Here is a 13,825-nt window from a genome sequence, read left to right on the forward strand (position 1 = left end):
GGACCCGCGGACCCGCGAGATCCGCGGCGCCGACCCTCCCGGAGGGGCCGCCGGGCGGCACGGGGCGCGCGGTGCGCGAGCGGTCGGAACCGGGTGATCCACCTGTACCGAACGGTGCGGTGGCCCTCCGCTTTTGTACAGTTCCGGCCCATGACGTGGTCCCCCGGCGGAGCGATAGCCTGGGCCCGTGATCAGCGCTATACCCCGCGGGTGCGGTGAACCCCCCGCCCGGCGCCCGGAGCGGTCCCCGACCGACCGGGCGGTCGCTGGCACCCGTATCCGGGTCCCCGGGGCCGAAATGGCCGATAACGGCTCGGACGCACATCGTCACGGCATAGCGTCGACCCCGACCGGAGAACCCGCGTCGCGGCGTTACGTCAACATCCCCACTTACGTCACGCAACGGCGCGCGACAGGAGTCAGAGGACATGCAGACCAAGCTGGACGAAGCCAAGGCCGAGCTGCTCGTGAGGGCCGCCCGGGTTGCTGAGAACAGCCCGCTCGGGGGACCTCCCGCGACCGGGCCCGAGCACGGGGCCGGCCAGGACGCCCTGCTCGCGTACATCCAGCGCTACTACAAGCACACGGCGCCCGAGGACCTGGCCGACCGCGACCCGGTCGACGTCTACGGCGCCGCGCTGTCGCACTACCGCCTCGCCGAGAACCGTCCCCAGGGCACCGCGAACGTCCGGGTGCTCACCCCGACGGTCGAGGAGAACGGCTGGTCGAGCAGCCACTCCCTGGTCGAGGTCGTCACCGACGACATGCCCTTCCTGGTCGACTCCGTCACCAACGAGCTCTCCCGCCAGCACCGCGGCATCCACGCGGTGATCCACCCCCAGATCGCCGTCCGTCGCGACGTGGCCGGCCGGCTGATCGAGATCCTGCCCGGCCGGACCGCCGGCGAGGACCTGCCGCAGGACGCGATCGTCGAGTCCTGGATCCACGTCGAGATCGACCGGGAGACCGACCGCGCGGACCTCAAGCAGATCACCGGCGACCTGCTCCGCATCCTGTCCGACGTGCGCGAGGCGGTCGAGGACTGGGGCAAGATGCGCGACTCCGCGCTCCGCATCGCCGACGAGCTGCCGAACGAGCCCACCGCCGACGACCTGCGCGACCAGGAGGTCGAGGAGGCCCGCGCGCTGCTGCACTGGCTGGCCGCCGACCACTTCACCTTCCTCGGCTACCGCGAGTACGAGCTGCGGGAGAACGACGCGCTGACCGCCGTCCCCGGCACCGGACTCGGCATCCTGCGCTCCGACCCCCACCACGGCGGCGACGACGCCCACCCCGTCTCGCCGTCCTTCGAGCGGCTGCCGGCCGACGCCCGCGCGAAGGCCCGCGAGCACAAGCTGCTGGTGCTGACCAAGGCCAACAGCCGGGCCACCGTGCACCGGCCGTCCTACCTCGACTACGTCGGCGTGAAGAAGTTCGACGCGGCCGGCGAGGTGGTCGGCGAGCGCCGGTTCCTCGGTCTCTTCTCGTCCGCCGCGTACACGGAGTCCGTGCGCCGGGTGCCCGTCATCCGCCGCAAGGTCCAGGAGGTGCTCCAGGGCGCCGGCGTCACCGCGCAGAGCCACGACGGGCGCGACCTGCTGCAGATCCTCGAGACGTACCCGCGCGACGAGCTGTTCCAGACGCCCGTCGACGAGCTGCGCACCATCGCGACCAGCGTGATGTACCTCCAGGAGCGCCGCCGGCTGCGGCTGTACCTGCGGCAGGACGAGTACGGCCGCTACTACTCGGCGCTCGTCTACCTGCCGCGCGACCGCTACACCACCGCCGTCCGGCTGAGGATCATCGACATCCTCAAGGAGGAGCTCGGCGGCACCTCCGTCGACTTCACCGCGTGGAACACCGAGTCGATCCTGTCCCGGCTGCACTTCGTGGTCCGCGTGCCGCAGGGCACCCAGCTGCCGCACCTGACCGACGAGGACGCCGACCGGATCGAGGCGCGGCTCGTCGAGGCGTCGCGCTCCTGGGAGGACGGTTTCTCCGAGGCGCTGAACGCCGAGTTCGGCGAGGAGCGCGCGGCGGAGCTGCTGCGCCGCTACGGGCAGTCGTTCCCGGAGGGCTACAAGGCCGACCACACGCCGCGCGCGGCCGTCGCCGACCTGGTCCACCTGGAGCAGCTCGCGCAGGACCGCGAGGACTTCCGCCTCAGCCTCTACGAGCCCGTCGGCGCGCGTCCCGGCGAGCGCCGGTTCAAGATCTACCGCAGCGGCTCCCAGGTCTCGCTCTCGTCCGTGCTGCCCGTGCTGCAGCGGCTGGGCGTCGAGGTCGTCGACGAGCGGCCCTACGAGCTGCGCTGCGCCGACCGCCCGCAGGCCTGGGTCTACGACTTCGGTCTGCGGATGCCGCAGACCGGTGGCAACGACCTCGCCGACGACGCCCGCGAGCGCTTCCAGGACGCCTTCGCGGCCGTCTGGACGGGTCAGGCGGAGAACGACGGCTTCAACGCGCTGGTCCTGCGCGCGGGGCTCGACTGGCGGCAGGCGATGGTGCTCCGCGCCTACGCCAAGTACCTGCGCCAGGCGGGTTCGACGTTCAGCCAGGACTACATGGAGGACACCCTCCGCGACAACGTCCACACCACCCGGCTGCTCGTCTCGCTGTTCGAGGCGCGGATGTCGCCGGCGCGGCAGACCGCGGGCACCGAGCTGACCGACGGCCTCCTGGAGGAGCTGGACGGGGCGCTCGACCAGGTCGCCTCCCTGGACGACGACCGCATCCTGCGGGCCTTCATGACGCTCATCAGGGCCACCCTGCGGACGAGTTACTGGCAGACGGCGAGCGACGGCCGCCCGCACAACTACGTCGCGATGAAGTTCGACCCGCAGGCCATCCCCGACCTGCCCGCGCCGCGCCCGGCGTTCGAGATCTGGGTGTACTCGCCGCGCGTCGAGGGCGTGCACCTGCGGTTCGGGAAGGTCGCCCGCGGCGGGCTGCGCTGGTCGGACCGGCGGGAGGACTTCCGTACGGAGATCCTCGGCCTGGTCAAGGCGCAGATGGTGAAGAACACCGTCATCGTGCCGGTCGGCGCCAAGGGCGGGTTCGTCGCCAAGCAGCTGCCCGACCCGTCGGTGGACCGGGACGCCTGGATGGCGGAGGGCATCGCCTCCTACCGCACGTTCATCTCCGCGCTGCTCGACATCACCGACAACATGGTGGCGGGCGAGGTCGTGCCCCCCAAGGACGTGGTCCGGCACGACGAGGACGACACCTACCTGGTGGTCGCCGCCGACAAGGGCACGGCGACGTTCTCCGACATCGCCAACGAGATCGCCGTCGCCTACGACTTCTGGCTCGGCGACGCGTTCGCCTCCGGCGGCTCGGTGGGCTACGACCACAAGGGCATGGGCATCACCGCCCGCGGCGCCTGGGAGTCCGTCAAGCGGCACTTCAGGGAGCTCGGGCACGACACCCAGAGCGAGGACTTCACCGTCGTCGGCGTCGGCGACATGTCCGGCGACGTGTTCGGCAACGGCATGCTCCTGAGCGAGCACATCAGGCTGGTCGCCGCCTTCGACCACCGGCACATCTTCCTGGACCCGCGGCCCGACGCGGCCGTGTCGTACGCGGAGCGCCGCCGGCTGTTCGAGCTGCCGCGGTCCTCCTGGGAGGACTACGACAAGAGCCTGCTGTCCGCGGGAGGCGGGGTCTTCCCGCGCAGCGCCAAGTCCGTTCCGCTGAACGCCCACATCCGCGAGGCGCTCGGCATCGACGAGTCGGTGAGCAAGGTGACCCCTGCGGACCTGATGCGGGCGATCCTCACGTCCCCCGTCGACCTGCTGTGGAACGGCGGGATCGGGACGTACGTGAAGTCCTCGGTCGAGAGCAACGCGGACGTCGGCGACAAGGCGAACGACGCGATCCGCGTCGACGGCGAGGAGCTGCGGGTCAAGGTCGTCGGCGAGGGCGGCAACCTGGGCTGCACGCAGCTCGGGCGGATCGAGTTCGCGCGGGCCGGCGGGCGGATCAACACCGACGCCATCGACAACAGCGCGGGCGTCGACACCTCGGACCACGAGGTCAACATCAAGATCCTGCTCAACGCTCTGGTGACCGACGGCGACCTGACGGTCAAGCAGCGCAACAAGGTGCTCGCCGAGATGACCGACGAGGTCGGCGCCCTGGTGCTGCGGAACAACTACGCGCAGAACACCGCGCTCGGCAACGGCGTCGCGCAGTCGGCGTCGCTGCTCCACGCGCACCAGCGCTTCATGCGCAAGCTGGCGCGGGACGGGCACCTGGACCGCGCCCTGGAGTTCCTGCCCAACGACCGCCAGGTGCGCGAGCTGCTGGCCGCGGGCAAGGGCCTCAGCCAGCCCGAGCTGGCCGTGCTGCTCGCCTACACCAAGATCACGACGGCGGACGAGCTGATCGGCACGGGGCTGCCGGACGACCCCTACCTGCGCAAGCTGCTGCACGCGTACTTCCCGCGGCAGCTGCGGGAGAACTTCGCCGAGCAGATCGACGCCCACGCGCTGCGCCGCGAGATCGTCACCACCGTCCTGGTCAACGACACCGTCAACGCCGGCGGCTCGACCTTCCTGCACCGGCTGCGGGAGGAGTCGGGGGCGTCCCTGGAGGAGATCGTGCGGGCCCAGCTGGCCGCGCGGGAGATCTTCTGCCTCACCGACGTCTGGGACGCCGTGGAGGCCCTGGACAACGTCGTGGCGGCGGACGTCCAGACCCGGATCCGGCTGCACTCGCGGCGGCTGGTGGAGCGCGGCACGCGGTGGCTGCTCAACAACCGGCCGCAGCCCCTGGAGCTCGCCGGGACGATCGACTTCTTCGCCGAGGGCGTGGCGCAGGTCTGGGACCGGCTGCCGTCGCTCCTGCGCGGGGCGGACCTGGAGTGGTACCAGGGCATCCTGGACGAGCTGACGGACGCCGGGGTGCCCGAGGAGCTGGCGCTGCGGGTGGCGGGCTTCTCCTCCGCCTTCCCGGCGCTCGACATCGTGGCGATCGCCGACCGCACGGCGAAGGACCCGATGGCCGTCGCCGAGGTCTACTACGACCTCGCCGACCGGCTGCGGATCACCCAGCTCATGGACCGCATCATCGAGCTGCCGCGGGCCGACCGCTGGCAGTCGATGGCCCGTGCGGCGATCCGCGAGGACCTGTACGCGGCGCACGCGGCGCTGACCGCCGACGTCCTGTCGGCCGGTGACGACCCGGCCACGCCGGAGCAGCGCTTCAAGGCGTGGGAGGAGGCCAACGCGGCGATCCTGGGCCGGGCCCGGACGACCCTGGAGGAGATCCAGGGCTCGGACGACTTCGACCTGGCGAACCTGTCGGTCGCCATGCGGACGATGCGCACGCTGCTGCGCACGCACGTCTAGGAGACGTCGCCCGTCCGACGCCGTTCCCCGCAGGGGCCCCGACGCAATGCCGTCGGGGCCCCTCGTCGTGCGCCCCGCGCGGCGGATGAAGGAGAGCGGTGACCGTTCTGCGTACCTTTGGGGGAATCTTCCGGTGTGATCGGAAACGGTCCACCCGGGTACGGCTTCGGTGAAGGTCGGTCGGCATGGCACAACAGCAGCAGGATCCGCCGGAAGCGGCGGAAGCGGCGGAAGCGGCGGAAGCGGCGGAAGCGGCGGAAGCGGCAGACGCGGTCCGCGTGGACGGGTTGGGGCGCTCGTGGCGGCAGCGCGCGAGACGGTACAAGGCCGCGTCGCCCCTCCTCCTCGTCCTCCTGGGGGTCGGCTACGCGACCCAGGCGGTCGGGCTGACCGCTGTGAACCGACCCGTCATGGTGAGCGGTGCCCTCCTGGGGGTGCTGGTCGAGCTGCGGATGCTGCGGGCCGCGGGGCTGACCCGGCGGCTCGGCCGCCTGCAGTTCAACGCCCCGCTGCGGCGCCTCCTCGGCGAGGCGCTGCTGATCGGCGGGCTGCTGCGGCTGGACGTCCTGGACGCGGTCGCCGTCGGATGGCTCCTCGCGGCCGTGCTGGGCTGCTGGTCCGCCCACTTCCTGTGCCAGGCGACCGCCGGCCTGGTGCGCCGCAGCCAGCTGCTGCCCCTGGTCACCCGCAACATCGACGCCTCCGCGCTGCGCCTCAGCCCGGCCCCGCACCGGCTCTTCCTCCGCCAGGGCGCCCGGCGGCTCGCCCTCGTCTCAACGGCCGTCACCGTCGCCGTCTGCGCCACGGTCCTCACCGGGCAGGGGCTCTGGGGGACGGCCGTGGCCGCGGTCTGCGCGCTCGGCGTCCTCGGCGGCACGGCCCACCTCGCCGACCGCCTGCGGCCCGCCCGGCGCTGCGCGGACGACCGCGCCGTCCTGGCCTGGTTCGAGGGCTGGCTGGCGGAGTACCGGCCGACGGTCGGCATGTACTTCTCCGGCGGCCGGAGCTCGGCCTACCAGGCCGACATGTGGCTGGGCACGCTCGCGGGCCTCGACGGCAACCCGCTGATCGTGCTGCGGGAGCGCTTCATGGTGCAGCGGCTGGCCGCCACCGGCATCCCCGTGGTGTGCGTCCCGAAGGTCGAGCACCTGATGCTCCTCCAGGAGAGCACGCTGCGCGTGCTGCTCCACCCGGCCAACTCGGGCAAGACCTCCCAGGTGCTGCGCATCCCGACCCTCAAGCACGCGTTCACCAACCACGGCGAGAGCGACAAGCCCTCCTCCTGCAACCCCTACGCCAAGGCCTACGACCAGGTGTGGGTGGCCGGCCCCGCCGCCCGGGAGCGCTACCTCCGGGCCGAGGTCGGCGTCGAGGACCGGGACATCGTGGAGGTCGGCCGGCCGCAGCTGTCGCCGATCGCCCCCTACGCGGGCCCGCCCGCCGCCGACGAGCGCACCACCGTGCTCTACGCGCCCACCTGGGAGGGCTGGACCAGCGACCCCGGCAACACGTCGGTCATCCTGGCGGGGGAGAGCATCGTGTCCGCGCTGCTCGCCGACGAGCGGGTGCGGCTGCTCTACAAGCCCCACCCCATGACCGGCAGCGTGGACCCCCGGGCACGGGCCGCCGACGCGCACATCAGGGCGCTGGTCGCGGCCGCACGGGACCGCGAGCCGGTCCCGCGGGACGAGGCGGCGGAGGAGGCCCTCGCGGCCGCCGGCGAGGCCCTCGCGGCGCTCACCACGACCACCTTCCGGCCCGGCGCGGACGAGGTCGAGCGGATGATGCTCCAGTCGTCGGCCGACCCCGGCCTCGAGGCGGCGGTCGCGGCGGCCCTCGCGGAGTGGGAGCGGGCCTACTGGGCCCTGCAGGGCGGCGCGCACCAGGTGGTCACCCGCAGGCGGCCCACCCTGTACTCGTGCTTCAACCAGGCGCACCTGCTGATCTCCGACGTGTCGTCGGTGGTCACCGACTTCCTGGCCGGCGGCAAGCCCTACGCGGTCGCCAACACCAGCGGTCTCGACGAGGACGCCTTCCGTGCGCAGTTCCCCACCGTCGCCGCGGCCACCGTGCTCGGCCCGGACGCGCGGGAGGTCCCCGAACTGCTCGCCGCGGTGCGCGATCCGGCCGGCGATCCGCTCGCCGCCGCGCGGGCCGCCCTCAGGGAGCGCCTCCTCGGCCCCGACGACCCGCCGTCGGCCGTCCGCTTCAACCGCGCCGCCCTGGCCCTGGCCGCCGCCGCGGAGGCCCGCGACACCCGCCTCACCGCCCGCAACGCGGCCCTCACCCGAGCGGGGTCGCAGCTCGTGGGTCCCTAGTTCCGGGGGGTCCAGCCCGACCAGGCGGACTCGATCATCGCGCGGACGCCGTACTGCGCCTTCCAGCCGAGGGTGGCGGCGACGCGGTCGGCGGAGGCGACCACGCGCGGGGGGTCGCCGGGGCGGCGGTCGGTGACCAGGGGCTCGACGGCGTGGCCGGTGACCTCGGCGATGAGGTCCATCATCTCGCGGACGGACACGCCCTCCCCGCGGCCGATGTTGAGGGTCAGGTCCCCGGCGTCGCCGCCGGCGGCGCTCAGGTGGCGGGCGGCGGCGACATGGGCCCGGGCGATGTCGGAGACGTGGATGTAGTCGCGCACGCAGGTGCCGTCCGGGGTCGGGTAGTCGGCGCCGAAGACGAGCGGCGCCCGACCCGCCGTCAGCTTCTCGAAGACCATGGGGATCAGGTTGAACACACCGGTGTCGGCCAGCTCGGGTGCGGCCGCGCCTGCCACGTTGAAATAACGCAGGTTCGCGGTCGCGACGCCGTACGCCCGGCCGGCCGCCCGGACCAGCCACTCGCCCGTCAGCTTCGTCTCGCCGTACGGGTTGATCGGGAGCGTCGGGGTCTCCTCGGTGACGAGGTCGACGTCGGGGGACCCGTAGACGGCCGCCGAGGAGGAGAAGACGAAGCTCCGCACATCGCCCGCCACCACCGCGTCCAGGAGGCCGCGCAGGCCCTCGACGTTCTCCCGGTAGTAGTGCAGGGGGAGTTCGACGGACTCGCCCACCTGCTTCTTGGCCGCCAGGTGCACCACGCCGGTGACCCCGTGCTCGGCGATCGTGCGGCTCAGGAGGGGGCGGTCCAAGGTCGATCCGGTGACCAGTGGGACGTCCGCCGGAACGCGGTCCGCGCGGCCGGTGGACAGGTCGTCGTAGACCACCGCGCGCTCGCCGGCCCCGGTCATCGCGCGCACGACGTGTGAACCGATGTATCCGGCGCCGCCGGTGATCAGCCAGGTCATGGAGTCCTCTTGTCGCGGGTCGGGTCCGGGGGCCGGCAGGGTGCGTTTCCGGCCATAAGGCATATCAAACCCTACGAATCGTGGAATTCGCCCTCAACGGACCGCAACTGACAGGTGATCCTCCGGTCCCCCGCAGGTCGGGGCCCCTGCCGCCCGCCCGCGCGAACTCCTGCTCACCTCGAACGGGTGACGCCCGGGACCCGGGCGAGCAGCTCGCCGCTCCTCGGCCCCCCGGCCACCACCACCGCCTCCGGGGGCATCCGCTGACGCGGCCCCAGGAGCACCCAGCGCACCTGGTACCGCCGGGCGACGGCGAGCCGCCCGGCGGGCGTGGAGTCCGGCGCCAGATAGGCCCGTACGGCGTCCCGCCGGACCCGGCGCTCCCGTTCGTCGAGCGCGGGATCCGGCCAGACGGGGGCGACCAGGTTCGCGCCGTGGCCCGGCAGCGAGCGCACCGCCCGGTAGCCGTTCGTCAGCACCACGTCGCCCGGCCGCAGATGGCGGGCCGCCCAGTGGTACTCCTCCCAGCGCGGCGGCTGGTCCAGGCCCACGGGGTCGAGCGCCCGGGGGACCACCGCCCCGCCCTGGACGGTCAGGAAGCTCCAGCCGACCGCCGCCGCCGTCACCGCGGCGAGCACGGCCCGTGCGAACGGCCAGGGCCGCGGGCGGGTCAGCTCGACGGCGAGCGCGAGCTGCGGGGCGAGCAGGGCGGTCCCGATCAGCCGCCCGTAGGTGTGGTGGCCGCTCGCCCAGCCGTATGCGACTACCAGGCACGACAGGACGAACAGCAGCACCAGGGGGTCGCGGCGGTCGCGCCGCCACCGGGCGGCGAGCACGGGGACGCCGACCAGCGCCAGGCAGACCGCCTCCGGGAGCTTGGTCCACAGCGCCTTGTGGATCGCGTCCACCCCGGAGTCGCCGACCAGCTCCCAGACGTGGAAGTACGGCCAGCACACGGCCACCAGGAGGGCCGCTCCCAGGCTGACCAGCCATCCGGGACGGCGGACGGCCCGGTGGCCGACGATCAGCGAGACGACGCCGACCGCCGCCCCCAGGGACGTGATCGGGTGCACCAGGATCGTCAGGCCCCCCAGGAGGCCGACGCCCGCGTACGCCCACGGGCCGGTGCCGTCGCCCGCCGCGCGGGCGGTCGACGCCCAGAGGTGGAGGGTCAGCCCCAGGGCGAACGTCGACGGGTACCCGAGATGGCCGGTCAGCGACATCAGCCCGGTGAAGCCGCTCCACCACATCATCTCTGTGCCCCAGAGCAGCACCATGAGCACCAGCGCGGCGACCGGCGCCCACGGCCGCGGGGTGAGCGTCCTGGTGAAGCGCCCCAGTCCCGTGAGGAGCACCAGGAGGTTCACCGGCGCCGACAGCCGCACCACGAACCAGCCGGGCAGGTCGGTCAGCCGGGCCGCCGCCCCCTGGAGGAGCGCGTACGGCGAGTAGTACGGGCTGCCCGCGCCCGGCAGGTCCGCCATGGGGTGGCTCGGATCGAGCAGGTCCGCCTTCAGGCGCTCGACGACCGCCGCGTGCTGCCCGAAGTCGCAGCACATCGGGATCCGCCAGGCGGCCAGGGTCAGCAGCAGCCAGGCGAGCGTCCCGACGGCCAGGTACGGGGTGATCCGCGGCCGCCGCGGCTCCCGCACGGGGGATGGGTCGACGGGCCGCGACGGCCGGGGGACGGCGAGGGTCTCTTCGGTGGGCACGCGGACATGCGTTCCGCGGCCGCGCCCCTGCCGACCAGCCGTCACCCGCCTGGCGGGACGCCCCTCACCGCAGCAGCCGGTCCGCGACGCGCGCGCTCGCCTTCCCGTCGTCGAGGTCGCCGTAGGCGTCCCGGAACGCCTCGTAGGCGTCCGCGTGGCGGGCCGCGATGCCGTCCAGGTCGCGCAGCGCCTCGACGACCTCCTCCGTGCCGTGCAGCAGCGGCCCCGGGGCGTGCGCCTCGAAGTCCAGGTAGAAGCCGCGGACGGTGTCCCGGTAGTGCTCCAGGTCCGGGGTGTGGAAGAGCATCGGCCGCCCGGTGAGCGCGAAGTCGAACATGAGCGCCGAGTAGTCCGTGATCAGCACGTCCGCGATCAGGAGGAGTTCCCCCACCCGGGGGCGCGCGGTCACGTCCCGCACGCCCCGTGCGGTGTTGGTGGTCAGCGGGTGCCGGCGGAGCAGCAGGACGTGGTCGTCGCCGAGGGCCCGCCGTACCGCGGCGGGGTCGAGCAGCGGCTCGTACCGGTAGTGGCCCGGCGTGTAGGCCAGGTGGTCGCGGAAGGTGGGCGCGTAGAGCACGACACGCCGGCCGGGCTCGATGCCCAGTTCCGCGCGGACCCGGGCGGCCGTCTCGGCGCGGTCGCCCGCGAAGAGCACGTCGTTGCGCGGCGAGCCCGCCTCCAGGACCTCGCCGGAGTAGGACAGCGCCCGCCGCAGGTGCGGCGTCGAGAAGGTGTTGGGGGAGACCAGGACGTCCCACTGCCGGGCCAGGCGCGGCAGGGCGTCGAGGTGGTGGTGGTCGGCGTACAGGCTGTCGGTGAGGTCGGCTCCGATCCGCTTGAGCGGCGCGCCGTTCCACGTCTGCACGACCGTCTGCCCGTCCCGCCGCTCGAAGAAGTCGGGCAGGTGCCGGTCGGTGACGATCCGCCGGGAGCGGGCCAGCGCCTCGTACCACTGCGCGCTGTGCTCGCGCACGCCCCGCGCGGTGGCCGGGGCGGGCGGCAGGCCGTCCCGCTCGACCCACAGGTGCTCCACGTCCGCGCCGCGCCGCACCAGCTCCTCGTGGACGGCCAGGGGCGAGTCGCCGTCCAGGTACAGCACGGTGTCCAGGAGGGGCTGCGCGCGGTGGCGCGGGAGATGCGTCGTGCGCAACCGGTGCCGGCGGTAGGCGCCCCGCTCGGCGGGGGCGAGCGGCGACCCGGAGTCGACCACCAACCGGTCGCCGTACCGCCGGTCGACGGCGAACGTCCGCCCGCCCGCCTCCCTGGAGAGCGGCAGCGCGGCGGAGACGCCGGCGAGCAGGCGGACGGGGACGTCGTCCAGGAAGACGTACCAACGGCCCTCCCTGAGAGGCGGGTCCGCCGGGGAGAGCACGGCCCGGAAGCGGCCCTTGTCCCACCGCACTGGGGCGGTCGCCTCCTCGTGGCGGGCGCTGTGCCGCAGCGTCAGGAGCGCGTCGCCGGTGTCGGGGGCCGATCCCGCGAGCACGATCCGCTCGCCGTCCCACTCGACGCGGTCGACGACCGGCTGCCGGGTCGTCTCCACCACCAGCCGCCCGAGGTGGTCGGCGGCGGCGCAGACGCCCGCCGCGCCGTAGTGGCCGGGCGGCAGGTCGAGGACCGCGGCGAGCGGGTGCGGCCGGCCCCCGGGCAGGACCAGGTCCGCCGTCCAGCGGGCGGAGTGCTCCGGCTCGACCCCCTTGGGCGCGCGGTGGGCCGGCGGCGGGACGGACTCCAGGTCGGCGAGCGGGACGCGGACGGTGAAGCGCCCGTCCGGCAGCCGCTCGACGGGGTTCTCCGACGTGCGGCCGTCGCGGGTCAGGCGCAGTGCGGTGGGGGCGAGCCCGTCCCGCAGCTCCCCGCCGAGCTCCAGCCACGGCCCGCCGGACTCCGACGCCTCGACGAGCCGGTGCGTGTCGACGCGGGCCGACCAGGTCTCCACCCGCAGGGCGAGCCGGCCGTCGAGGTGGAGGACGGCCAGCCGCCTGCCGTCGCCGAGTTCGCGCACCGAGGGCTGGGCGGCGGACACCTCCACCGCCCGCACGGCCGCGCGGCGCACGCTTCCCCGCCCTGCCGTCACGATGCCGACCGTCCAGGTGCCGGGACCGAGCTTCGCGGGGTCGACGGTCATCTCGAAGCCGGAGCCGTCGTAGGAGTGCAGCCGCTGGCCCGAGTCGGCGGTCGCCCGGCGGGAGGCGGTGCGGCGGGTGGGAACCGGGCGCACCTGCCGTCCGTTCTTCAGGAGACCGGACTTCAGGACCTGGCGGGGGGAGGCGGTGGCGACGTTGCGGACGTAGGCGTGGCCGATGAGCCGCAGCAGGCCGTCCTCGCCCCAGGCCGCCTCTTCGAGCCGGGCCACGACCGGGAGTTCGGACGGGCCGAGCCGCGCCAGCCGGCCGGGCACGCGGACGTACCCCCCGTCCGCGGTCGGGTAGCGGGCGGAGCGCCGCAGCCGCCCCTCGACGTCGAACACCGCCTTGCCGTTGTCGCGTTCGAAGGCGAGCACCTCGATGAGGTCCTCCAGCCTGCCCTCGCGCACCAGGTGCCACTTGATCCGCAGGTCCGCCGGCAGCCGCTCCAGGACCGAGGGGTCCGCCCGGACGACGAACGCGGCCGCGTTCCGCATGAAGGCGGCCCGGTAGGCGGGCCCGCCCTGCGGCAGCCCCTCCAGGAAGTACACGAAGTCGTCGCGCAGGCAGGACAGGTCGTACGCGGGCCGCTGCTCGGGCCGCGCCCCGGCGAGGAACGAGCTGACGTACGCGCAGGCCGCGATCCGGTCGGTGACGCCCCGGACGTCGGTGCGGCGGCGGGTGATGGACCCCTCGCGCACCCGCCAGTAGTAGACGTGCCCGGTCAGCACGTCGACCTGCTCGGCCAGGTAGTGCGCCGGGATCATCACCGGGGTGTCCTCGTAGAGCTTGCCCTCGGGGAACGTGAAGGCGTGCCGGTCCCAGAACGAGCGGCGGAACACCTTGTTCCACGCCACCCGGTCGGAGAGCAGCTCGGGATCGCGGGTGATGTGCGTCCGCTCCCGGTCGCGGACGAGCCAGCGGTACTGCCAGGCCTGCTGCCGGCCCTGCTCGTTGAGGCGCCAGACGTTGCCGCTCGCGAAGTCGGAGCCGGTCCGCTCCAGGGAGCCGGTCATCCGCGCGTAGGCGTCGGGCGGCACCACGTCGTCGCTGTCGACGAAGGCCAGGAACTCGGCGTCCGGGTCGGCCTCCCGCACCCCGGTGTTGCGGGCGGCGCTCAGCCCGCCGTTGGGCCGGCGGACGTGGCGGAAACGGGGGTCGCGTGCGGCGAAGTCCCGGGCGATCGCCGTGCTCCCGTCCGTCGAGCCGTCGTCCACCATGAGCACCTCGAGCGAGCGGAAACTCTGGTCCGCGAGGGACCGAAGGCACTCCTCCAGGTACTCCTCGACGTTGTACACGGGGACGACGACGCTCAGACGTGGCTTCACGCCCTCCTCAACCATCGTGGCGTGC

The 13,825-nt window shown here is 73.6% G+C and carries 5 protein-coding genes; 2 read left to right on the forward strand and 3 right to left on the reverse strand.

The annotated features are described in order from the left end of the window. The first annotated feature begins 428 nt into the window (after window positions 1-428). Both ACFWEG_RS09235 and ACFWEG_RS09240 read left to right on the forward strand, forming a co-directional pair. Window positions 429-5,351: an NAD-glutamate dehydrogenase gene (locus ACFWEG_RS09235; RefSeq protein WP_387211110.1), complete on the forward strand. Its 4,923-nt coding sequence runs from the start codon at window positions 429-431 to the stop codon at window positions 5,349-5,351. A gap of 185 nt (window positions 5,352-5,536) precedes the next feature. Continuing rightward, the gene (locus ACFWEG_RS09240; RefSeq protein WP_387211113.1) at window positions 5,537-7,669 is read left to right on the forward strand and encodes a hypothetical protein; all 2,133 of its coding nucleotides are present in this window, start codon (window positions 5,537-5,539) and stop codon (window positions 7,667-7,669) included. Here the strand turns inward: ACFWEG_RS09240 and galE are convergent. From galE to ACFWEG_RS09255, 3 genes are all read right to left on the reverse strand, one after another. Continuing rightward, window positions 7,666-8,634, reverse strand: coding sequence for a UDP-glucose 4-epimerase GalE (galE, locus tag ACFWEG_RS09245; RefSeq protein WP_387211116.1), 969 nt, complete (start codon window positions 8,632-8,634; stop codon window positions 7,666-7,668). The two genes, ACFWEG_RS09240 and galE, sit on opposite strands and share 4 nt — an antisense overlap. Before the next feature lie 173 nt (window positions 8,635-8,807). Then, entirely contained in the window at window positions 8,808-10,346 is a 1,539-nt protein-coding gene (locus ACFWEG_RS09250) for a hypothetical protein (protein ID WP_387211119.1), read from the reverse strand. A 64-nt stretch (window positions 10,347-10,410) separates the two neighbouring features. Further along, complete coding sequence (locus ACFWEG_RS09255; protein ID WP_387211122.1) at window positions 10,411-13,815, reverse strand: CDP-glycerol glycerophosphotransferase family protein; 3,405 nt, start codon at window positions 13,813-13,815, stop codon at window positions 10,411-10,413. Window positions 13,816-13,825: the final 10 nt, after the last annotated feature.

Source organism: Streptomyces sp. NPDC060194 (genome assembly GCF_042728285.1).
Classification (GTDB): domain Bacteria; phylum Actinomycetota; class Actinomycetes; order Streptomycetales; family Streptomycetaceae; genus Streptomyces.